Origin of the sequence: Prolixibacter denitrificans (assembly GCF_003014495.1) — a bacterium.
In the GTDB taxonomy this organism is placed as follows: Bacteria; Bacteroidota; Bacteroidia; order Bacteroidales; family Prolixibacteraceae; genus Prolixibacter; species Prolixibacter denitrificans.
The window spans coordinates 297,712-320,935 of record NZ_PYGC01000002.1 but is presented as its reverse complement, the minus strand read 5'-3'; the positions used below and the strand labels follow the sequence as shown (position 1 = coordinate 320,935).

Here is a 23,224-nt window from a genome sequence, read left to right as displayed (position 1 = left end):
TCTACCTGGAAAGCGTTGGCTCGTGCCAGTCACCATTTTCCATCATCAGTTTTTTCAGCTCATCCACAGCCTTTTCTGATGGCACATGACGTTTCACAAGCTTCTGTCCTTTGTAGAGGTTGATATGTCCCGGGCCGGAACCAACGTAGCCGTAATCCACATCGCCCATTTCGCCAGGTCCGTTAACGACACATCCCATCACACCGATTTTCAGGTGGTTGAGATGACGGAAGTGTTTTTTCACTTCGGATAAGGTACCCTGAAGCTCGAAAAGGGTTCTACCACAACCCGGACAGGAAACAAATTCGGTGCGTGTTACCCGCATACGACTGGCTTGCAACAATCCGAACGAAAGATCCTTCAACTCGTTATAACCAATGGTTCCCTGATTCGACAACAAAATACCATCACCGTAGCCATCAATCAGCAGTCCGCCCAAATCGGTTGAAGCCTTTATCAGGAGATCTTCGTAATTATCTTCCCGGTAGGAACGATGCAGAATAACCGGATTTTTGCAGATATGCGCATCAAGTTCCATGAAGAAAGCACGTAACTCCGCAAAGCTATTCAGATTATCACTTTCCATAATGATAATCGCTTTCCGCTCGTTCTTCAGCTTTTCAACAATTTCCGGGTTTTCGGCTTTCAGGGCGTCATATTCCGGTTTGCTGGCGCGAATAAACCGCTCCTGGTTGGTGTACATATCGTTGAAGAGATAGTCTTCGAGCGAAAGTATCGGAAATGCTCGACCAGCTTTATTGAAAATGCGCTTACCATCGAAATAATAATCCGGTTCCGTTCCGGTATTCAGCGAACGCACTTCTTCCAGGGTGTAGTTATTTAGCGACGCAATGACAACAACCGATTTTTTACCACCAATATCACCAACCGGGCGGTTACTTCTCCGCTCATACTCGAACGGGTTGGTTTGTGAAATCATCGGAGCAGATATTGGCGCATGATTCTCGCGACCTTTAAAAGCATCGACCAGCTTACGGGCAAACCCAATTTCGTTGGCCGGATCTTCTGTCAGGGAAACCCGGATTGTATCGCCAATTCCGTCAGCCAGTAACGCACCGGACCCAACGGCTGATTTTATGCGTCCGTCTTCGCCTTCGCCCGCTTCCGTCACACCAATATGGAACGGATAATTCATTCCTTCCAGGCGCATCCGGTAGTTCATCAACCGGACGGTGTACACCATCAGCCGCGTGTTACTTGCTTTGATGGATATTACGACGTTGTGAAAGTCAACTTTTTTGCAAATGCGAAGGAATTCCATCACCGATTCGACGATTCCCGCCGGCGTATCGCCATAACGGCTCATGATTCGGTCAGAAAGCGAACCGTGATTGGCTCCAATCCGAAGCGCTGTGCCACGTTCTGCACAAGCTTTCAAAAACGGAATAAAGCGCTCTTCGATGCTCGCCAACTCGTCACGATATTCATCGTCGGTATATTCTACCTTCTGGAATCGGGCCCGAGGATCGTAAAAATTGCCGGGATTGATGCGGACTTTCTTCACATATTTAATAGCCGTTTCGGCAGCTTGCGGAGAAAAATGAATATCAGCCACAAGAGGTGTTGCGGCGTATCCGCGCTTATCAAGTTCTGCCCGGATATTCTTAAGATTTTCAGCTTCGCGGAGTCCCTGTACCGCCATACGAACGTAATCAGCACCCTCCTTGATAATCCGGATGATCTGCTCAACCGTGGCTTCCGTATCTTTTGTATCCGTGTCGGTCATCGACTGTAGACGAATAGGAAACTCTCCTCCAACCTTCACTTCTCCTACTTGTACGGTAGCTGTTTCTTGCCGCTCGTACCGGAATAAACTCTTCACAAAATTAAAATTCTGATCCTTCATGGTTATCGTCGCTCCGGGACATTTTACTGTAAAACAGACTCATTACACAACTTTTAATTGGCATTCAAAGAGCCTGTTCGAAATTCTCGAAATTAGTTGTTTCATGGTTCGCTGCCACAAAATTAGCAAAGATTTTCAGAGAGATATGAAAATTGTCATTGCATATTGCTATTTAGACCTAAAGTCAGCAAAAACAGTTAAAATTGTCGGCCATAGCCGCTGATTTTCTTGTCAAATGAAAGGAAAAGTTATTTTTGTAGAAAAGCGAGTTTATGTCGATACAGGTCGAAAACATCACAAAATTATTCGGGGAGCAGAAAGCACTGGACGATGTTACTTTTTCCATCCACACTGGTGAGGTGACTGGTTTTCTGGGACCTAACGGTGCTGGAAAATCAACCATGATGAAGATTATCACCGGCTTGCTCACTCCTTCATCGGGCAACGCAGTGGTGAATGACCTGCCTGTCCGGGAACACTCTATCGACATACGCCGGCAGATTGGATACCTGCCCGAGAACAACCCCCTGTATCCCGACATGTACATCCGGGAGTACCTTGAATCAGTTGCCGGAATGTACCCAATCAAAAACCGGAAAGCCCGTGTTGAAGAAATGATTGAACTTACCGGGCTGACTCCGGAATTAGGAAAGAAGATCGGTTCCCTGTCAAAAGGATTCCGGCAGCGTGTGGGCATTGCACAAGCGCTGATTCACGATCCGGGCGTTCTCATTCTCGACGAGCCAACCTCCGGACTCGACCCGGCACAACTGATCGAAATCCGACGTTTGATTCAGGAAGTAAGCCGAAATAAAACCGTTATGCTGTCCACTCATATTATGCAGGAAGTGGAAGCTATTTGCAACCGGGTACTTATCATCAACAAAGGCCGGATTGTAGCTGACAAAGACCGTTCGCAATTTCACGCACTCAGAACCGACGCACCTCAGCTTGTTCGTATTGAAACACAAGGTGAGGTTACGGCTGAAATGCTCGGATCGATCGATGGCGTAGAACAGGTTGAAAAAACCGGCGAGTCGGAATGGCTTCTGACCGGAACTACGCCCGAAGACATCAGGCCGGCTATATTCCGCTTTGCGGCAGAAAATGGATTTGTCTTACTCACACTGCAACGCGAAACCACCACACTCGAGAAAGTCTTCCTCGAAGTAACCGGGAACTGAGCAGAAACCGGTCAATGCCTGTCATTCAATTTTTATCCATCTTTTTGCATATTTAAATATTTTCGATGTACATTTGTGCCTCGAATGTGGATAGATTTGATTGATTGCAACCACGGAAAAAAATGCTAAAGCAGTGCCTTCCCGTCTATTATCAATCAACCATTTAACGTCCCGTTCTATTTTTGTTTCATCGATGGTCGGCCTGTGCCGTCCAAAAAATTATAATTATGGGATTTCTGTTTACATCAGAATCGGTATCGGAAGGGCATCCCGATAAGGTGGCTGATCAAATATCCGATGCATTGTTAGACGCCTTACTGGCGTACGATCCGGACTCGAAAGTGGCGATTGAAACCCTGGTAACCACAGGGCAGGTAATTATTGCCGGCGAAGTAAAGACCCAGACGTATATCGACGTTCAGAAAGAGGCACGCGACGTAATTGCCCGCATAGGTTACACCAAAGCCGAGTATCAGTTCGACAGTGATTCATGTGGTATCCTCACAGCCATTCATGAGCAATCGCCGGATATTAACCGGGGTGTTGACCGCGAAGATCGCGAAAACCAGGGAGCTGGTGACCAGGGGATGATGTTTGGTTATGCGTGTAAAGAAACCGATGATTACATGCCGCTTCCGCTGGAATTATCGCACCGTTTGCTGCTAGAGCTGGCTGAAATTCGCCGCGAAGGAAAGGAAATGACATACCTTCGTCCTGATTCCAAATCGCAGGTAACGATTGAGTACAATGACGATAATGAACCGTTGCGGGTTCACACCATCGTAGTTTCTACGCAGCACGACGATTTCGACAACGACGACGAACGTATGCTGGCAAAAATCAAAGATGATGTCCGCAAGATTCTTATTCCACGCACGGTTGCCAAGTTGCCTGAGCGTCTGAAGAAATTGTTCGACGACCAATATGTTTTGCACGTTAATCCTACCGGGAAGTTCGTTATCGGAGGTCCTAACGGCGACACAGGTTTAACCGGTCGTAAAATTATTGTCGATACCTACGGAGGAAAAGGAGCGCACGGTGGAGGAGCATTTTCCGGAAAAGACCCGTCGAAGGTAGACCGTTCGGCTGCTTATGCTGCGCGCCACATTGCCAAAAACCTGATAGCCGCCGACGTTGCCGATGAAATATTGGTTCAGCTGGCGTATGCCATTGGAGTAGCCCAACCGGTAAACATCTATGTTAACACTTACGGTCGGGCCAATGTCGATCTTTCGGATAGCGAAATTGCGGAAAAGATTAGCGAGATTTTTGACCTTCGTCCGTTTGCCATCGAAAAACGGTTGAAGCTTCGTAATCCGATTTACGAAGAAACAGCTGCCTACGGACACATGGGACGGACCCCGAGAACAGTCGTCAAAAACTTTGAATCGCCGTATTCGGGCAAGCTAGAACGCGAAGTAGAACTCTTTACCTGGGAAAAACTCGATTATGTTGAGAAAATAAGAGAGCATTTTATGCTTTAACAAATCTCATTTCTTACATAAACAAAAAAAGATCGCCCAAAATGAGCGATCTTTTTTTGTCTGAGAGAATACCATCGATTATTGAATATGATGTGGCAAACCCAGCTATTATCTTTCTGACAATTTGGTCCTTAATAATTCAATTGATGAAGTCACATCAGTCAATACACAATTCCGTATTTATCTTTTGAATATTGAATTTTACTTTTTGTGCATTCGAATTGACCATTTGTTTCGCAAAAATACCAGACTTACCATATTTTCGAACGGAAACCAAAACCCAAATTCGCCTTTGTACATGCATTCATTAATCAAGTTTTGCTTTTGAAAAGTCTGCAACACTAAGTCCGGGCATCCGGATTTAGTGTTTGTTTTTACAACGGCAAATAGGTTTTCCGCTTCGCGTTTTGAAGCAAATATTTTCGACTAACCAATGCCCATATATGGTGGATCCGGAGGGAAAAATCAAGTTGCCTCACAGCAACCTGAGCCAATCAACCAGCATTAAAACGGATTCGCACATAAAAAGAGCCGGTACCTGCAAAGGCAACCGGCTCTTTCATCAACTAACCTAACCAAACTAACTTAAAGATTCCTATGAAAAAACTTGCTTTTCCTTAAGACCAAAGATGAAACAATATTCTGTTAAGTGCTTAAAACGGATACTAAGAAAAGTTAAAGGAGAAGGATACGGTGGATGATTGCTGTACAGGCCGAATCGCAAAAAATTTATTTAACCGAAATGTGGAGACAAAAAAAGAGTCGGGCTGGGAACCCAACTCTTAATAAACTAACCTAACCTAACTTAAAGATTCCTATGAAAAAAACTTGCTTTTCCTGTTAACAAAGGTGCCCGTTTTTTCTGTTAACCCGTCCAAACAGGTATTAAAGAAAGTTAAACCTTATAGTAAATAGAAAGAATCTTTCGGACGAAGACAGGCTTGCACTAAAATGAGCTCAGGAAATATGACAACATAAAAAAGTCGGGCTGGGAACCCGACTTCTTAATAACCTAACTAAACCAAACTAACCTAACTTAAAGATTCCTATGAAAAAAACTTGCTTTTCCTGTTGACAAAGGTGCCCGTTTTTTCTGTTAACCCATTCAAACAGGTATTAAAGAAAGTTAAACCTTATAGTAAATAGAAAATCATTCGGGAAGACAGCCCTGCACTGAAATGAGCTCAGAAATATGAGGACACAAAAAAGTCGGGCTGGGAACCCGACTTCTTAATAACCTAACCTAACTAAACCAAACTAACCTAACTTAAAGATTCCTATGAAAAAACTTGCTTTTCCTGTTAACAAAGGTGCCCGTTTTTTCTGTTAACCCGTTTAAACAGGTATTAAAGAAAGTTAAACCTCACATCAAACCATAAAAAAGCCGGGCTGGGAACCCGGCTTTGTAAAACCTAACTGACTAAACCAACTAACTCTAACATATCAATGAAAAACTTGCTCTTCCTTGAGAACAAAGGTGTAACAATATTCCGTTAAGTAAATTCAACGCTACTTAAATATCGTTAATGCAAGTTTCCGGTAGTTGTAATTGGCTTAGTTATGCTCTTTCAGAAAAATCTTCGATACCCTGGCTACGCTTTCTTCCACGGCAGTGTACTGAAACGGAACAACCCGGGTGATACGGGAACCGTCGTAATGACTCATCTCGTTAGAACTATTGACACTATCGCGGGTGATGGCTGGCCTCGAGGAACTAAACCAGGATACAAACAAGGCAACACGCCAGCCAATTGCCAAAAGCCATTTCCCAGCCGGAATAACAGGCCGCTTTCTTCCCAGGTTGTCAGCAACCAGGTTAAAGAATTCGCGAAACCTGACATTTCGGGCTACCAACACATATCGTTCGTTTTTCGCCAACTCCCACTGCGCCGGATCAATCGTCGAAACAACCGCCTCAACCACATCGAGAACATCGACAAAACCGGTTCCGCCCTTCGTGTAGAACAGGAATCCGTTCCAAATGGTCTTAAAAAGCTGGGGACTTCCATTGTCCCAGTTTCCCGGTCCGATAATCACACCGGGATTCACAATTAGCACCTCCATGCCTTCGTGCATTCCCCGCCAAACTTCCATCTCGGAAAGGAATTTACTCATGCCATAGGCAGTCCGTTTCCGGCTATTATTCCAAACGTGCTCTTCAGAGGCAGGAACGCCTTCGGGTGGATTTCCCAAAGCCGAAGTAGAACTTACATGGCAAAAGCGATTAATTCCGGCTTCCTTTGCCAAATCAATCAGATTGCCTGTTCCCTCAACGTTGCTATGAATCATCGCATTGCGATCCTTTCGGTTAAACGAAACGATTGCCGCTGCATGGATAATAAAATCAACACCTACGAGATGCTCTTTTATCGAATCACGATCGAGCAAGTCACCGTCAACCCACTCAATCTTTGCCAACAGTTGCCTGGCCTCTTCTTCGGAACTATAGTAAGAAAATATTTTTTGTATCTGGTTCAGTTTGCTGGTCTCTCGTTTCAAGGCCCTTACCTGATAGCCTTCTTTTGTGAGACGATGGAGCAGATGCGCCCCCAGCATTCCGGTCCCGCCGGTTACATATATCATTAACTAATTCTTTTGATTAAAAGGAAACAAACCACAAAGATGATATGTGGTTTTGAGATAACCAATCAGTATCTGTTTGGGTTTAAAAATTAATGGTCCTTTTGCCAAGTTTATCCGACAACTCCTTTTCTACCAATTTGAGATTCTGAATATTCCGCTGCAAATCGACAATTCGATCAAAATCGTCGCCTTTAGCTGCCTCTTTCATCTCGTCGATGGCCTGGTTGATGAGGAATCGTACCATCCGGAGTTTGTACTCCTGCAACAACCGGGGCACCAGCATGTACAAGATATCGTGTTCCTCTTCGACGTAACTTCCCTGCTTTTTCCAAAACTGACTTTCGGTATATTTTTCCGACAAAATATTGGAGCAAAGCTGACTAACAGATGAATCGGGATGCTGAACAAAGTAACGCAGCGGTTCGAAGCCTTCTTCACCGAAATGTTCATCACATTCCTGAAAAACCTGCCGAATTACCGGGTCGACCGATTCGATGCCATCCGCATCCAGTTCCGATATAAAATAGTCCGCGACGGTGATTACTTCGGTTTCACCTTCATCGTTTTCTACTTCGAAAAGCTTCTGGTCGCCATACTTCAACATCATACGAAGCACTTCCCTCTCTTCGATGGCACACGGATTATTAACCGGTCCGGCCTCTTTCTTGACTTCAACATTTGGTGCTTCCGGAATATTCTCATGATGCACCTGCACCCGCTGTTCTCTACGAAACATTTCGTCGTCGCGCTTGCGCTTCAGCTTCCGCAACTCTTCGTACAAAACCTCTTCCCGAACATTCATCAAACGGCTGCATTCTTTCAGGTATTCCGCCCGTACAATCCCATCCGGAATAACCGAAACTGAACGAACGATATCGGTCGTCAATCGCGCGCGCGTAATCGGGTCGTTTTCGGTACCTTCCAGCAACAGTTGCGTTTTGAACTTGATGAAATCGGTTTCGTTTTTGTCGATGTATTCCTGCAACTCGGAAGAGCCCATCGAACGTGAAAACGAATCGGGATCTTCGCCTTCCGGAAGCGGAAGCACTTTAACGTTCACCCCTTCTTCCAGCACCAAATCAATTCCGCGCAGAGAGGCTTTGATACCTGCCTGGTCGCCATCGTAAATAATGGTAATATTGTTGGTAAACCGGCGAATCAACCTGATCTGGTCACTTGTCAGCGACGTACCCGACGATGCCACTACGTTTTCAATTCCCGACTGATGCATGGCAATTACATCGGTATATCCTTCCACCAGGTAGCATTTATCATTTTGAATAACGCTGCGTTTTGCCTGGAAGATTCCGTATAAAACACGGCTTTTGTGATAAATATCCGACTCCGGTGAATTGAGGTATTTGGCAATTTTCTTATCCTGCGAAAGTGTCCGGCCACCAAAGGCAATTACCCGCCCCGAAACACCATGAATAGGGAACATGACACGGCCGCTGAACCGGTCGCGAATCCAATCCTCACGTTTAATGGTGAGTCCGGTTTTTTCCAGGAACTTCATCTCGTATCCCGCTTTCAAGGCTTCCTGGGTAAAAACATCATTCCCGGAAGGACAATAGCCCAACTCGAATTTCCGGACCATGTCGTCGCGTAATCCGCGTTCGCGGAAATAGCCCAATGCAGCAATCCGACCTTCGTTGCTGTCCCAAAGCTGGCTGGTGAAATATTTCTGTGCAAACGAAGTGACAATCATCTGGCTCTCGCGATCGTTACGGGCCTGGATATCTTCGGGCGTTTCTTCCCGTTCGTTTACCTCGATATTGTATTTTTTCGCCAACCACTTCAGGGCCTCCACATACGAGAGGTGCTCATGCTCCATCACAAAGTTGACAACACTTCCTCCTTTTCCGCAACCAAAGCATTTATAAATTCCTTTGGAAGGCGACACATTAAACGAAGGAGTCTTCTCGTTATGGAACGGGCACAAACCGATGAAATTGGTTCCCCGCCGTTTGAGTGTGACAAAATCACCAACGACATCCACAATCTCGGAACTGTCCAGTATGCGTTGTATCGTACCCTGATCAATCATGAAGCAAAAGTAATGAAAATTGACAGATCCTATCGGCAGCTTGTCCTTGTATCCAGTTGATTTGAAAATTATTCTATAGGTTTGTTAATTAACACTTAATTGAAAAAATCTTTACCAAAGGTTGGTATCAATCTGAAATTTTTAGGTTACTTTTGACTTATAGATTAGAAATAAGTTCTGTGAGCCGATTGAAAAACACTTGCTTTGCTTGTCTCTCTTCTAACCGCGTTCATTACCCCTTTTAATTATTTAATAATTTTTATTTATCATGAACATTTTTGTAGCAAAGCTGAGCTCCGAGACTACAAGCGAAGACCTTGAGAATCTTTTTGCACACTATGGCGAAGTTGCTTACGCCAAAATTATCTTCGACCGGGAAACCGGGAACTCCAAAAGATATGGATTTGTTGAAATGCCTAATGAACCGGAAGCTTATGAAGCAATCAGTGAACTGAACGAATCAGAGCTTCAGGGCAGCACAATTGTTGTTAAGAAATCAGCACCCCGTGAAGGCGGCGGACGTGATGATCGTCGTGATTTCCGTGGTGGAGGTGGCAACCGTGGTGGCGGTGGTGGATATCGTCGTGAAGGAGGTTACCGTCGCGAGGGTGGAAACAGAGATTTTAACCGGGATGGTGGAAACAGAGATTTCAACCGTCGCTCCGATAGAAGGTACTAAAAAAGAGAGCGGGCAATGCCCGCTTTTTTTATGCTTTTTCTCTTAGCCGAACAATTTCCTCAACTTGTTCATGGCCTTCACCGAAATCATCGGAACCCGATAACCAGTTGCTCCCCTTATCGGGATTTTCCAACAGCAATCTGAGAATTTTTTCCAGCCTGTTTTCATGTACCGAAATACCTTTTTCTTTCAGGTAATGAATTAATCCACTATTCATCATTCGCCCTGCATGCAGCGGAAAATCGAATAACTGGGGATATACATCCGGTTTTTCGGGTTGGTGGAATTCCTGAAGACAGCTATTCAAATCAGAGGACAAATAAATTCGGCACGCCATCGGCCGAACCGCATAAACGCTACAACTCCCGTCCTGTAGTAACGGACACGGAATTTTTACCTGCAAGGCCCTTTCAGCCGTTAGGGATTGAACTTTCTCATCCTTTTCTATAGCACGACTCAGAATAGATTCCTTCGCTTCATCATCGAAATTCGTCCGGATATAGTCAGCAATTAACAGCATCTCTGCGGGCATCACCAAAACCTGTTGATGACAACACCATGAGCATCCCCGCCGGCAATCGATATGGCTACCGCTTGACTCGACTCTATGCTGAAAAGCTTCCAACAGACTATCGATTACGCTATATTGCGTTTTTAGATGTGCCAAAAGCGAATCCCTGGTCAAATTATCTTCCAGATTACTCGCCGCTAAACGGTATCCATCGGCAAAAAAAGCCTGGTCAATCTCGGCATACGGATCATGGTTTTCCCGTGTCATACAGTAAAATTAGAACAACAACAAGATATCGAATTATATGAATCCATATAATGGTTTCACTCATTCTTCGTATATTTTCATACGAACATTTAACCTAAAGAGTTATCGGGCCAATGAAACGACTGGTAGTACTATCCGGTGCTGGCATTTCCGCCGAAAGCGGTCTCAAAACCTTCCGCGACATGGATGGTTTATGGGAGCAGTACGATGTGACCGAAGTAGCAAGTCCCGAAGCCTGGCAACGAAATCCAGAACTTGTCCTGCGTTTTTATAACGAGCGACGGAAACAGCTTTTCGAATGCGAGCCCAATGCTGGCCATATAGGCCTGGCCCAATTACAGGATGATTACGATGTTCGAATCATTACGCAGAACGTCGACGATTTGCATGAACGGGCTGGTTCTCGAAATGTGCTTCATTTGCATGGCGAACTGAAGAAAGCACGCAGCACCGTCGATGAATCGCTGGTTTACGATCTCGACAATTGGGAACTGAAGCCCGGAGATTGTTGCGAAAAAGGAAGTCAGTTGCGCCCGCACGTGGTATGGTTTGGCGAACCAGTTACCGCTATTCCCGATGCTGTTGCGTTGGTTGAATCGGCAGATATCATGGTGGTGATTGGCACTTCATTGAATGTTTACCCGGCAGCCGGGCTGTTGAATTATACGCGAGAAAATGTGCCGGTTTTCCTAATCGACCCGAATCCGCCATTTCAGGTCTCACCGGAAGTACACATTATAGCAATGAAAGCGGGCGCCGGCGTCACCGAGTTAGAAAGAATATTAAAACAATAGGTCTGCAATAGACAGACAATTAATCCGATAAATGAAAAAACTATTCGTTATTCTTCTGTTTCTGCTACCAGCGTCGCTTTATGCGCAGAAATTTTATGGCGGTCTACAGGGAGGACTCAATGCCACACAGGTGGAAGGTGATTTATCTTCCGGCTTTAACAAAGTCGGAATTGTTGCTGGCGGATGGGTACAAATCGACCTGGCTCCGAAACTCTGGAGCGGCTTGGAATTAAAGTACACCCAGAAAGGGAGCAGAATGAATCCCAATCCGAAAACAGGTGAATTGAGGAAATACGTGATGCGCCTCGGCTACATGGAGATGCCCGTAACCATCGGCTATCGGGCTGAAGACTGGCTTTCGGTACTAGCCGGAGTGTCATACAACCGGTTAGTTAATTCCCGCGAATTCGATAATTACGGAGATTTGCCGCCACAGGAAACATTACCATTTAAAGACAACACGTGGGACGTAATGGCAGGTGGTCGCTTCAATGTTCTGCCGAAACTCCAGGTCGATATCCGTTACGCTATTTCACTAACTCCGATTAGGAATCTACCTGGACAATCAATTGTTTACATACGCGATGACCAGTATAGCCGGGCCATTACGACTACGTTGTTTTATCAAATTGATTGGTAACTTTGGCAAGAAACTTTTATCCCCGTCTTTCGTTTCTTCTGTAAACACTTTCCCGGATGACCGGAAGAGAAGAATTGGTATCATGAGAAAAAAACTGGTGGTTGCCGTTACCGGAGCAAGCGGCTCGATTTATGCAGCAACATTGCTGAAAAAGCTGGAAAGCATCAAGGACCAAATTGAATCCTGCGGAGTGGTGATGTCGACCAACGCCCGCGACATATGGTCGTACGAACTGAACAGCGAACCGCCGGTTCTGGAATATCCTTTCCTCGAATACAAGAAAAGTGACTTCTATGCCCCTTTTGCCTCCGGTTCGGCAGGTTACGATGCCATGCTGGTCGTGCCCTGTTCGATGGGAACAATGGGGAGAATTGCCGCAGGTGTTTCAGACGATTTGGTTACCCGCGCGGCCGATGTGATGTTGAAAGAGCGCAAAAAACTGATTCTCGTTCCCCGGGAAACACCGTACAGTCTCATTCATTTGCAGAATATGACCCGCTTAACTGAAGCCGGAGCCATTATCTGTCCGGCCAGTCCGTCGTTTTACAGTCGCCCCGAAACACTGGAAGAAGCAGCCGCGACAGTCATCAACCGGGTTATCGATCTGGCAGGCCTCCAACTCGACAGTTACCGCTGGCCCGGAGATTCGGGCCATTAAGCACACGCCAGGGTTGCAATGCTCACTTTCACACCCGGAATTTTCAACAATGGTGCACAACAGGCTTCAAGGGTAGCGCCTGTCGTTACCACATCGTCGACTACCAGCACATGCAGATTCCCGAGTTTTTCCGGTTTGGTAACCTGAAAAATACCTTCTACATTCTCCCAACGGTTGTAACGGCTCTTCCGCGTTTGCGATGAAGTATGGACGTTACGAATCAACACATCGGTGATAACCGGAATATTCATCACCTCGCTGATACCATTGGCAATGTACTCGCTCTGGTTATATCCGCGTTTCTTTTGTTTTTTAGGATGCAACGGAACCGGAATAACCGCATCCAATGTTTCGAACATCGAACTGGAGAACAACTCGATTCCCAATTCTCTTCCCAAAACCTGCCCGACTCCTGGTTCACGCCGATACTTCATCCTGTGAAACATCTTTTGCAACCGGCTTCCTTTCTCGAAATAACAAAGCGAAACAGCATGCTCCAATGGAATGCGTCCCCAGAAAACCTGGGCCACTTTATTATCAGCGAACCGGGCAAATCCCGTCCGGGGCAGATCGGCGAGACAGCGGATACAAATTTCCTCTTCGCCATGGACCAGAGGTTCGCCACAGCCGGCACATAAATGGGGAAAGAAAAGTGATATGAAATCGTTGACAAGAGACATAGCTTATCTTCGATATTCAAGTTACTATTTTTCAGTCATACTATATATCTCTTTCACTCCTGATTTGATTCACCCAGGAAAACAGTCTTTTTATGTATGAACATGTGATAGGAGAGAAGAATATTTGATTCCGTTAATTAAACCGAATGGTATAAGGCTTTCAGTGGATTATGGAAAGGCAAAAACAGATATGAACGTAATAAATGTTAATAAAAAAATTTGGTTAGATCTCGTAGAACTACTACTTTGCAGCAGATTTTAAAAGCAGGCATTTTAAGGGCAAACTTTGTTATTCTTTTTCCATTTTCCCAATTCCCAGAAGAACATGTTGTCCTTAAATACACAAAAGGGGTTGCACGAGTTGCAACCTTTTTTTTGCCCTAATAATCAAGAAAACACTTTCACCTGAATCATAAAAAAAGGCCCGCATTTTACGGGCCTTTCCTCTCTATTTCTCGTGAGCTCAGTTATTGATTATAGGTATTCAACCGGCTCAAATATTTTCCAATGATATCGAACTCGATATTTACAACAGAACCTGCTTCAAAAGTGTGGAAGTTAGTGTGTTCCTGAGTGTAAGGAATAATTGCCACCTGGAAACTATTGTCTTTTGCATTCACGACCGTGAGACTGACACCATTCACACACACCGAACCTTTTTCAACGGTCATATATCCCTGCCGCGCTTTCTCTATATCGAAATCGTAAGCAAACGTGTAGTACCAGCTTCCATCGGCTTCTTCTACTTTCCGGCAAGTAGCCGTCTGGTCAACATGTCCCTGAACAATGTGTCCGTCCAGTCGTCCGTTAATCGGCATGCTGCGCTCCAGGTTGACCTTATCGCCAACTTTCAGCAAACCCAGATTCGACTTTTGGAGCGTCTCCTTAATAGCGGTAACCGTGTAGGTTGTATCGGTTCTTTTCACTACCGTGAGACAAACCCCGTTGTGTGACAAACTTTGATCGATTTTCAGATCATTAACAAAATCACACTCCAGTGTAAGGTGAACATTTTCCTGTTCTTTATCGATGGCCACTACAGTGCCCATTCCTTCGACGATTCCTGAGAACATTTTCGCGTATCTTTAAAAATTTCTACGAAGGTAATTATTTTTGAAGAGAGAAAAGAGGAACCAACGTTCCGTTACCGTAACCATAACACAATAAGATTCATTTGTATGCCAACCGTTAAGACAAAATACCTGGGAAACCTCAGAACGGAAAACGAACATCTCCAATCGGGATGTACACTAATAACCGATGCGCCGCTGGATAATCAAGGCCGTGGCGAAGCTTTCTCGCCGACCGATTTGGCAGCAACAGCGCTCGGCGATTGCATCATGACCATCATGGGAATTAAGGCTCGGGACAAAGGAATCGACCTGGAAGGAACTCAAATTGAGATTACCAAGATCATGGCCGCTAATCCACGTCGCATTGGCGAAATTCAGGTCACTTTCCGTTTTCCTGATAAGCCTTACAGTGAGAAAGATAAAAAGTTACTCGAAGCAGTTTCAAAAACCTGTCCGGTAGCATTGAGTCTTCATCCCGAAATCAAACAAAACATTCAGTTCATTTGGCCGTAAAGAAATTTATAACGCTTCAACATTAAAAACCAATCAGGCAGATTAACACTAGAATTTCTATTTTTGATAGCTGAAGACACGAACAATGGAAAAACCCGATAAACGCATTCGCGACTTTATTAAGGAGCACCATGTCCTGACGCTGGCTACCAGCCAAAATGGACAACCGTGGTGTGCTAACTGTTTTTACGCTTATCACGAAGATGAGAATGTGCTCATCTTTACTTCGGACGATGAAACCCGGCATATTCAGGAAGCATTAGCCAATCAACAGGTAGCAGCCTCCATCGTGCTGGAAACAGGCGTTGTTGGAAAAATCAGGGGGCTGCAGATTACCGGAAAATTGGAATTACCCGAAGGCGAACTATCCGGCAAGGTTAAGAAACGCTACCTGAAGAAGTTTCCCTATGCCGCACTAATGGACACTAAGTTATGGGTGCTGCTAATTGAGTCGATGAAAATGACGGATAACCGGCTTGGATTCGGGAAGAAATTATACTGGCCATCTTAGTCAGGTACAATAAATTAACTAACTAAATAATGAAAAAAATTTGCACTTTTCTTTTTTTATCCTTCATGCTATTCCCTGTTTATCAGGTATTGGGGCAAACTCTTGAGGGCCGAATCACCGATAGTCAAACCGGAGCGCCCTTGCAACAAGCTACCGTTAGCATCCGTGGAACCAGCATGGGCCGGATTGCCGGAAATGAAGGACAATATCAATTCGATCACCTAAAACCAGGTACTTACCAAATCAAAGTGTCTTTTATCGGCTACGAGCCTACCGGGAAAACAATCACGGTAAAATCCGGCGAAACGACAAAAGCCGACTTTCAGCTGGTTTCGAAAATTTACCAACAAGAGCAGGTGCTCGTTACCGGAAACCAGGTGGCAACGACCCGTGAATTGGTTCCACTTACAACCTCGGTTGTTAACGAAGCCGAAATTGAAAACAGTTCACAAACCAACATTTTGCCTCTGCTGAGCGCCAAAGTTCCCGGCATGTTTGTTACCCAGCGCGGATACAGCGGTTTTGGCGTGGCCAGCGGTTCAGCGGGACAAATTACCATTCGCGGAGTTGGCCTCAACGGCGCGACCTCGGAAGTGCTGGTGATGATTGACGGTCAACCGCAGATGATGGGCTTAATGGGCCATCCATTTCCCGACAGCTACGTCAGTTCCGATTTGGAAAAGGTAGAAGTGATTCGCGGTCCGGGCTCGTTGCTTTACGGAACCAATGCCATGGGAGGTGTTATTAACCTCATCACCCGGAAGGAAGATAAAGAGGGCTTTTCGGGTCAGGTTCGCGGACAATATGGCTCGTTCAACACGGTAAAAGCGGCAGGTTCGGCTGGCTATCGCGGAAACGGACTGAATATTTTCGCGTCTTACAATTTCGATTCAACGGACGGTTCACGCGACAATTCCGATTTTAAAAACAACACGGCTTACCTGAAAACGGGATATCAGTTTAACGACCATCTTGATTTAGTTTGGGACGGAAGCTACGTTAATTTCACCGCTCATGATCCGGGACCGGTCAATGCATCCGATCCATCGATATATGCCAATAACGGCGCCTGGAACGATATTAAGCGGACGAACACGACGCTGACCCTATCGAACCATTACGACAAGGCTGACGGTAAGCTGAAGCTCTTCTTCAATCGCGGACATCACTTATTGTACGATGGTTGGAATTCAATTGATAAAAATTTTGGTGTCAACTTTTTCCAGGGCTTAAAACTAATCAACCACAACCTGATTGGAATTGGTATTGACTGGAATCGCTATGGCGGGAAAGGTTCGCCGGTGATGGTTCCGCAAATGAATCCCAATGGCCCACCAACCATGGTTCCGTCGCCGTACAACGATAAATGGATTTGGATAAACGAAACAGGTGTTTACTCTTTTGTTCAGCAAACATTTTTCGGATGGTTGACTGCGAATGCCGGATTGCGCTACCAACACCACACAACGTTTGGTCACGAGTGGATTCCGCAATTTGCACTGACCTTCAAAACTACCGAAAACAGCGATGTTAAGCTATTGGCATCGAAAGGATTTCGCAGCCCGAATGTACGGGAATTGTATCTGTTCCCGCCAGCCAATCCGGACCTGCAGCCCGAAAGCATGTGGAATTACGAAATCGGATACAACCAATCGTTGTTGAACAAGAAGTTGCAGTTGGAAGCTGATATTTACTATCTGAAAGGAAAAAATCTTATCCAGTTAGTACCTACTGGTTCTTTTCCTCCCGTCCGAAATGAAAACACCTGGGCATTTAAGCACTACGGCCTGGAATTGGACGCCAAATATTACGCATTGCCCAATTTAGCTTTCGACGCCAACTACAGCTACCTGCACATGGACACGCCCAAACTGGCATCACCTGAAAATCAGCTGTATTTTGGTGTAAATTACCTTTTCGGGAAATTCACCCTGAATACCAATATGCAATGGATTTCGGGACTTTACACGCTGGTGAAAGGAGATACGCGTGTCAGTCAGAATTACGTGGTGGTCAATGGAAAGTTGAACTACAAGGTCAATAAATACCTTGATGTATATGTGTCGGGCGACAACCTGACCGGAGCCAATTACGAAATCAATTACGGTTACCCGATGCCGGGAATATCCGTTTTGGCTGGTGCTACATTACGCTTTTAAACATTCCGACGATATATCAGGAAAGGCCGGATAACTCCGACCTTTCTTTTTTTTGGAGAAATACAAAATGCCAAGTTTATTGTCTTCCACCATACACTTTGTAAATATTACCAATTCAACAAACTATCTTTCCAGGCAAAAAGGTGGTCTTTCCAATACAATCTGGTATTCATTCCAGGTATTTTACTCATCTTTCCAGCAATATTGACACTTCTTTCAGCTATTTTGCCTGTCATTCCAGCTTCGCCGGCACTTCTTCCAACCAAAAACACCTTCATTCCTGCTCGCGGCACATGCTTTCCCTGATTTCGGATATTTCTTCCAGCCCCGACTTCTTTCTTTCCTGTGAAGGAAAGCTTATATACCAGGAACCAAAGAGCACCAATGCCCTTTTGAGGGCATTCCGGTAGGAAACAAAAAAGGCTGTCCCAACCGGAACAGCCTTTTTTATATACAAGTATTCTCTTTTATTCCTTTTCCAGTTCTTTCCAAACCAATGCACTGGCACCAACAATTGCAGCAGAACCAGCTTTCAGTTTCGAAGGAAGAATCTCCACCTTGTTACGGAAAATAGGTAGTACATGTCTTTCCATGCTCTCCTTAGTGGGTTTGAAGATCAGATCGCCGGCAGCAGTTGGACCTCCGAACAGGAAGATGGCTTCCGGGCTCAGATGACAAACCGTATCGCCAAGTCCCTGACCAAGCAATTCACCGGTAATTTCGAACGCTTCCAGGGCAACTTTATCACCTTTTTCAGCAGCTTCGAATACCTTCTTCGAGTCGAGTTCATCGAACGAATATTTCGTCAATTCACTGCCACCATTATATTTGGTCAACAGTTCAAATACGGTACGTTTGATACCAGGTGCTGAACAATAAGCTTCGAGGTGACCTGCACCGCCGCAACCGCAAACACGTCCGTGCGGAATAACAGTTGTGTGACCTACTTCGCCGGCAAAACCGTCATGCCCATAAACCAAATCACCATTTACCACAATACCACTTCCTAAACCTGTACCGAGGGTAATCATCACGAAGTTCTTCATGCCTTTAGCACCTCCGTAAATCATCTCACCCATAGCAGCTGCATTGGCATCGTTAGTCAACGCCAGCGCTTTCAGATGCGGAAAATTCTCTTTCAGCAAATCAACCAGTGGCACTACTCCTTTAAAAGCCAGGTTTGCTGCCTGCTCGATGGTTCCTTTATAGTAGTTTCCGTTAGGAGCACCAATACCAATTCCCATCACTTCTGCATCAGCATTCAGCTTGTGAACAGAATCGATTAACTCGTTGATACTTTCGCTCAACGAAGCAACATATTTGCCAACATCACCATGGTTGGGTGTTGAGATGGAATCTTTTACCAGGACATCGCCATTTTCGTCAACCACACCCAGAACGGTATTGGTTCCGCCGATATCTATACCTATCGCAACTCTTTTCATGTGTTTTTATGTTTTTAAAGGAGAGAACAAGTCCCAAAGTAAAAGCTTTACGTTTGGGACCTGAATCCTATTGATATTCTTATTAGTGATTAACGAATCTTGCTACCCTTAACAGCATAGAAGAAGATGTACAGGTAACTGAATGCCGGTACAAAGAATGCCCAGGTATAACCGTAGCTATCGGCAATGGTTCCCATAATAAGAGGAAGAACAGCACCTCCGAAAATCAAACTGTTGATAATTCCGGAAGCCGTACTTTTCTCTGCATTATCGAGGTCTCTGACAGCCAGAGCGAAGATATTCGGGAACATGATGGAGTTAAAGAAACCGATGGAAACAATGGTCCAAAGAGAAACACTTCCTGTAGTAACCGCGGTTGTAATGGCCAAAATAGCAGCAACACCCGCAAAAACAGCCAGGGTACGGTTGGCGTTTCCTTTACCCAATTGCATAATGGCAAAGTTGATTACAGCAATCAACAGGAAGTAGGCACCATAGTTAAAGTTCCAGTCGGTAACAAAAGCACCTGAAACGAGTGCAAGAATCAGCACTCCGAAAATATAAGGCAACTTATTTCCTTTCATTTCTGAGAGCAGAATCGAACCGAAGAAACGGCCAATCATAGCACCTCCCCAGTAAATAGCAGCAAAACGCGAGGCAATTTCAGGAGTAATATTCAACCCCTCGAGAGATTGCAGATAGTTAACCAGCAATCCGGCGTTTCCTACTTCTGCACCTACGTAAAAGAAAATACCTAAAGCTCCCAATAATACGTGGGGATACTTCCAAACACTCTTCTTAACACGCTCCGGATTAGCCATCTCTTCGCTGTCAAGCAAAACAGGAAGCTTAATCGCCATAATGGCAATCGCAACCAGTGTAATAATAACTCCCATGATAATAAATGGCAGCTGAACGGTCTTTGCGGAAGTCGCAGCATCAAGCATATCGCCTGCGCCTTTGAAAATAGCTACGGAGATAATCCAGGGAGCAATCATGGTAGCGATGGAATTCAACGCCTGCGTCAGGTTTAGTCGTCCTGAAGCACTGGATTCCGGACCAAGAGCCGTCACATAAGGATTGGCAGCCGTTTGGAGAATAACCACTCCGGCAGCCAACACAAAAGTTGCAGTCAGGAACAATCCGAAAGACGGAATGGCTGCTGCCGGGAAAAACAGGAAGCTACCTATTGCCATTACAATAAGTCCGGCTACAACAGCTGTTTTGTACCCAATACGATTAATAAGATAGCCTGTGGGAATCGATAAAACCGGATAGGTAAGGAAGAATGCAGCAGTTAAAAGCTGAGCTTCAAATTCCGACAAGGTAAAAATCATCTTCACCTTGGCACTTAACGTGATGATGAAAGTAGTTGCGAAACCAAAAATGAAGAAAATGGCTCCGAAAACGGACATTCCAAGTCCGTAATTAGCGTGCTTTTGTTCCATTATGCTTTGTTTTCAGTTAATGATTTGGTTTAGAATAAATCATTTCAAGTTTGAACAAATATAAAAATTAATCTGTCTTTCGTCATGAAAGATCTCAATCTTTACATGTACGTCACTTGCGATTTTAAAAATTCCCAACCATTATTTTACCTTTTTATTCAGGGATATTGTTATTCAACCAATAAGTCGCTCTGATCATTCGGTCTGAATAGCGGTTGTTTCACCTAAATATCTCTCAATGTTATTTAACTCTTTCGTGGTCGATTTCAGGATTCCGGGTAGTCAAATTGTTGTGGTAAGCTAAGAAAAGTGTGGGACGTACTGGATTCGAACCAGTGACTTCTACCCTGTCAAGGTAGCGCTCTAAACCAACTGAGCTAACGTCCCTTTGTGGTGAAGCCAAAAATAGAATATTTGACCGAATAAAAAAAGCCTTTCCAAAACTTGAAAAGGCCTTTTTTAGTAGTATATAACTGGAATAGATTCTGTCTAAACCAAAAACTTCAGAACGAATAAAACTGCCAGAACATACATAATGACACTAACATCTTTCATCTTACCCGACAAAACTTTGAGCAGTACATATGAAAGCATTCCGAAAACAATACCTTCGGCAATACTGTAGGTCAGCGGCATCATGACGATGGTCAGGAATGCCGGAATCGACTCGGTGTAATCATCAAAGTTGATTTTCAGAATTGGTGACATCATAAACGAACCGACCAAAATCAGGGCCGGAGCCGTAGCTGCACCCGGAACCATCAGGAAAAGCGGAGCCAGGAACAGTGCCAGGAAAAACATTCCGGCAACGGTCAGCGAAGTCAAACCGGTTTTTCCGCCTTCAGCCACGCCCGAAGCGCTTTCCACGTAAGTGGTAACTGTAGAGGTACCCAGCATGGCACCAAAAGTAGTTCCTACTGCGTCAGCAAACAGTGCTTGCTTCACACGGGGAACGCGTCCTTCCGAATCCAGCATGTTCGCTTTCGACGATACCCCCACCAGGGTTCCAACCGTATCGAACATATCGACAAACAAGAAGGTGAAGAGAATGATCACCATATCGAGAGAGAAAACCTTGCTGAAATCGAATTTGAAAGCGATGGGAGCAATGGACGGCGGCAGACTTAATACATGTCCTTCGGGAAGATGAGTCACGCCCAGCGGAATACCCAAAATAGTCGAAGCAAAGATACCAATCAACAGGGCACCTTTCACCCGCAAAGCCAGCAATACCCCGGTGAGCAGCAAGCCAAAAAGGGTAACCAGCACGGTCGGTGAGCTCATATCGCCGAGACCAACCAAAGTGGCGTCATTATTTACAATCAAACCAGAGCCCTGCATTCCGATAAATGCGATAAACAAACCGATACCAGCTGAAACAGCATGCTTCAGGTTAATTGGGATGGCATTCACAATTAGCTCGCGAATATTAAATGCAGTTAGAATCAGAAAAATGATTCCCTCGATAAATACTGCCGTCAGGGCAAATTCCCAACTAAAGCCCATTCCCAGGCACACTGTGAAAGCAAAGAAAGCATTCAAGCCCATTCCCGGAGCCAAGGCAAAAGGCAGGTTCGCCAGGAGAGCCATTACCAACGTAGCAACGATTGAGGCAACAGCCGTTGCCGTGAAAAGCGCATTCTTATCCATTCCGGTTTCCGAAAGAATGGTCGGGTTCACCGCAAGGATATATGCCATTGTCATAAACGTGGTGATTCCGGCCACCACTTCGGTTTTCACCGATGTTTTGTTCTGTGTAAGTTTAAAAAGCTTTTCTAACATAACAGGTTATTTAACAATGTCCGGTATCAGAATGTCCATTTACCGGCAATGGTCGGATTCACCATAAATCCTTCATGTCCTCCAAAGTTAGTACTCAACTCAATTTCACTACCTACCGAGAAATTCTTGGTCACATTGTACCAAAACTGCGGTTCACTCAGGAAAACGAACTTGGTAGATTTATCAGCAAACATATTGTCCTCGCGCCAGAAATCCGCAAATCCATCCAATGTCAACTTGTTGTTGAAAAACTGGAGTGTCCACACGCCAGTAACCTGGAAAGAGTTTTTGTTCTTTCCGCGGATGGTTTTGTACATCAGTTGCAGAGTGAAAATCTTCGAATAATCAGCCGTGTTCCAGGTGTAGTTTCCACCGAAAAGCCAGGCATCGTTAATCTGGTAAGCACCACCCGGGGCATACTGTCCGAAGCCACCGTTGTACTCTACATGGATTTCAAACGGATTATCCCAGAATTTGAGTCCGCGGGCAATTTCCCAGTAAGCCAAAGCCACCCCTTGCACATCGTTGGCACCATAATCCATATCGATGAAGAAGAAGGTACTACCATACTGGTCGGGTTTGAACATTTCAACCGTCGAAGTCAAATACTTGCGGTCTTTGCCCAGGTCATAATGCAGCTGAATGTCCTGAGCTTCCAAAGCCGTAAAGGCCATCAGAAAGGAAAGAGCAAAAAGGATCTTTTTCATGTGATATTAGTTCATTTTACGTCACATGCAACGAACCAACACATTGCCGACCATTAGGTTACAATGCTAATGGCTTGTTTCATGAAATGAGGGTTTATTACGATAATCGTTGCAAAACTAATGAAATATCCCTGCGACGATTTTAAAAAATATTAACAAATCCGCCGCGAAATTAACAATATTTACAAATTG

The 23,224-nt window shown here is 44.9% G+C and carries 20 protein-coding genes and 1 tRNA gene; 9 read left to right on the top strand and 12 right to left on the bottom strand.

Annotated features, from left to right (window positions below; all coding sequences use genetic code 11):
- Position 1: 1 nt before the first annotated feature.
- Positions 2-1,867 carry a (E)-4-hydroxy-3-methylbut-2-enyl-diphosphate synthase gene (ispG, locus tag CLV93_RS05005; protein WP_106541076.1) on the bottom strand — a complete coding sequence of 622 codons (1,866 nt, stop codon included), beginning with the start codon at positions 1,865-1,867 and terminating at the stop codon, positions 2-4.
- A 272-nt stretch (positions 1,868-2,139) separates the two neighbouring features.
- On the opposite strand from ispG, the gene gldA reads away from it, so the two are divergent.
- Positions 2,140-3,051, top strand: a complete 912-nt coding sequence (gene gldA, locus CLV93_RS04995) for a gliding motility-associated ABC transporter ATP-binding subunit GldA (RefSeq protein ID WP_106541074.1) — start codon at positions 2,140-2,142, stop codon at positions 3,049-3,051.
- Positions 3,052-3,278: 227 nt separating this feature from the next.
- Positions 3,279-4,535 carry a methionine adenosyltransferase gene (gene metK, locus CLV93_RS04990; RefSeq protein WP_106541073.1) on the top strand — a complete coding sequence of 419 codons (1,257 nt, stop codon included), beginning with the start codon at positions 3,279-3,281 and terminating at the stop codon, positions 4,533-4,535.
- 1,554 nt (positions 4,536-6,089) lie between these two features.
- On the opposite strand, the gene CLV93_RS04985 is transcribed toward metK, so the two are convergent.
- The gene (locus tag CLV93_RS04985; protein WP_106541072.1) at positions 6,090-7,118 is read right to left on the bottom strand and encodes an NAD-dependent epimerase/dehydratase family protein; all 1,029 of its coding nucleotides are present in this window, start codon (positions 7,116-7,118) and stop codon (positions 6,090-6,092) included.
- A gap of 82 nt (positions 7,119-7,200) precedes the next feature.
- Positions 7,201-9,165, bottom strand: coding sequence for a DNA primase (dnaG, locus tag CLV93_RS04980; RefSeq protein ID WP_106541071.1), 1,965 nt, complete (start codon positions 9,163-9,165; stop codon positions 7,201-7,203).
- 268 nt (positions 9,166-9,433) lie between these two features.
- On the opposite strand from dnaG, the gene CLV93_RS04975 reads away from it, so the two are divergent.
- Complete coding sequence (locus CLV93_RS04975; RefSeq protein WP_106541070.1) at positions 9,434-9,844, top strand: RNA recognition motif domain-containing protein; 411 nt, start codon at positions 9,434-9,436, stop codon at positions 9,842-9,844.
- Between the two features lie 28 nt (positions 9,845-9,872).
- Here CLV93_RS04975 and CLV93_RS04970 read toward each other — a convergent pair whose 3' ends face one another.
- Entirely contained in the window at positions 9,873-10,622 is a 750-nt protein-coding gene (locus CLV93_RS04970; protein WP_106541069.1) for a YkgJ family cysteine cluster protein, read from the bottom strand.
- A gap of 113 nt (positions 10,623-10,735) precedes the next feature.
- Here CLV93_RS04970 and CLV93_RS04965 point away from each other — a divergent pair, with 113 nt between their 5' ends.
- From CLV93_RS04965 to CLV93_RS04955, 3 genes are all read left to right on the top strand, one after another.
- Positions 10,736-11,416: an SIR2 family NAD-dependent protein deacylase gene (locus CLV93_RS04965; protein ID WP_106541068.1), complete on the top strand. Its 681-nt coding sequence runs from the start codon at positions 10,736-10,738 to the stop codon at positions 11,414-11,416.
- Positions 11,417-11,447: 31 nt separating this feature from the next.
- Positions 11,448-12,056 carry an outer membrane beta-barrel protein gene (locus CLV93_RS04960; RefSeq protein ID WP_106541067.1) on the top strand — a complete coding sequence of 203 codons (609 nt, stop codon included), beginning with the start codon at positions 11,448-11,450 and terminating at the stop codon, positions 12,054-12,056.
- An 82-nt stretch (positions 12,057-12,138) separates the two neighbouring features.
- Positions 12,139-12,714 carry a UbiX family flavin prenyltransferase gene (locus tag CLV93_RS04955; protein ID WP_174821577.1) on the top strand — a complete coding sequence of 192 codons (576 nt, stop codon included), beginning with the start codon at positions 12,139-12,141 and terminating at the stop codon, positions 12,712-12,714.
- Here CLV93_RS04955 and CLV93_RS04950 read toward each other — a convergent pair.
- Entirely contained in the window at positions 12,711-13,394 is a 684-nt protein-coding gene (locus CLV93_RS04950; protein ID WP_106541066.1) for a ComF family protein, read from the bottom strand. The two genes, CLV93_RS04955 and CLV93_RS04950, sit on opposite strands and share 4 nt — an antisense overlap.
- Positions 13,395-13,861: 467 nt before the next feature.
- Positions 13,862-14,467 (bottom strand): riboflavin synthase, encoded by a 606-nt coding sequence (locus CLV93_RS04945; RefSeq protein ID WP_106541065.1) that lies wholly within the window; start codon positions 14,465-14,467, stop codon positions 13,862-13,864.
- A gap of 105 nt (positions 14,468-14,572) precedes the next feature.
- On the opposite strand from CLV93_RS04945, the gene CLV93_RS04940 reads away from it, so the two are divergent.
- From CLV93_RS04940 to CLV93_RS04930, 3 genes are all read left to right on the top strand, one after another.
- On the top strand, positions 14,573-14,980 hold the full coding sequence (locus tag CLV93_RS04940; RefSeq protein WP_106541064.1) for an OsmC family protein: 408 nt from the start codon (positions 14,573-14,575) through the stop codon (positions 14,978-14,980).
- Positions 14,981-15,065: 85 nt separating this feature from the next.
- On the top strand, positions 15,066-15,491 hold the full coding sequence (locus tag CLV93_RS04935) for a pyridoxamine 5'-phosphate oxidase family protein (RefSeq protein WP_106541063.1): 426 nt from the start codon (positions 15,066-15,068) through the stop codon (positions 15,489-15,491).
- Positions 15,492-15,520: 29 nt separating this feature from the next.
- A complete protein-coding gene (locus tag CLV93_RS04930) occupies positions 15,521-17,650 on the top strand; it encodes a TonB-dependent receptor (protein WP_106541062.1) in 2,130 nt (709 codons plus the stop codon).
- A 274-nt stretch (positions 17,651-17,924) separates the two neighbouring features.
- Here CLV93_RS04930 and CLV93_RS04925 read toward each other — a convergent pair whose 3' ends face one another.
- From CLV93_RS04925 to CLV93_RS04900, 6 genes are all read right to left on the bottom strand, one after another.
- Positions 17,925-18,107, bottom strand: coding sequence for a hypothetical protein (locus CLV93_RS04925; protein ID WP_106541061.1), 183 nt, complete (start codon positions 18,105-18,107; stop codon positions 17,925-17,927).
- A 10-nt stretch (positions 18,108-18,117) separates the two neighbouring features.
- On the bottom strand, positions 18,118-19,095 hold the full coding sequence (locus CLV93_RS04920; RefSeq protein WP_106541060.1) for an ROK family protein: 978 nt from the start codon (positions 19,093-19,095) through the stop codon (positions 18,118-18,120).
- An 89-nt stretch (positions 19,096-19,184) separates the two neighbouring features.
- Entirely contained in the window at positions 19,185-20,543 is a 1,359-nt protein-coding gene (locus CLV93_RS04915) for an MFS transporter (protein ID WP_106541059.1), read from the bottom strand.
- A 312-nt stretch (positions 20,544-20,855) separates the two neighbouring features.
- Positions 20,856-20,930: transfer RNA gene (locus CLV93_RS04910), tRNA-Val, on the bottom strand.
- Between the two features lie 102 nt (positions 20,931-21,032).
- Positions 21,033-22,325 carry an NCS2 family permease gene (locus tag CLV93_RS04905; RefSeq protein ID WP_106541058.1) on the bottom strand — a complete coding sequence of 431 codons (1,293 nt, stop codon included), beginning with the start codon at positions 22,323-22,325 and terminating at the stop codon, positions 21,033-21,035.
- Between the two features lie 26 nt (positions 22,326-22,351).
- Positions 22,352-23,032 carry a DUF5020 family protein gene (locus tag CLV93_RS04900; RefSeq protein WP_106541057.1) on the bottom strand — a complete coding sequence of 227 codons (681 nt, stop codon included), beginning with the start codon at positions 23,030-23,032 and terminating at the stop codon, positions 22,352-22,354.
- Positions 23,033-23,224: the final 192 nt, after the last annotated feature.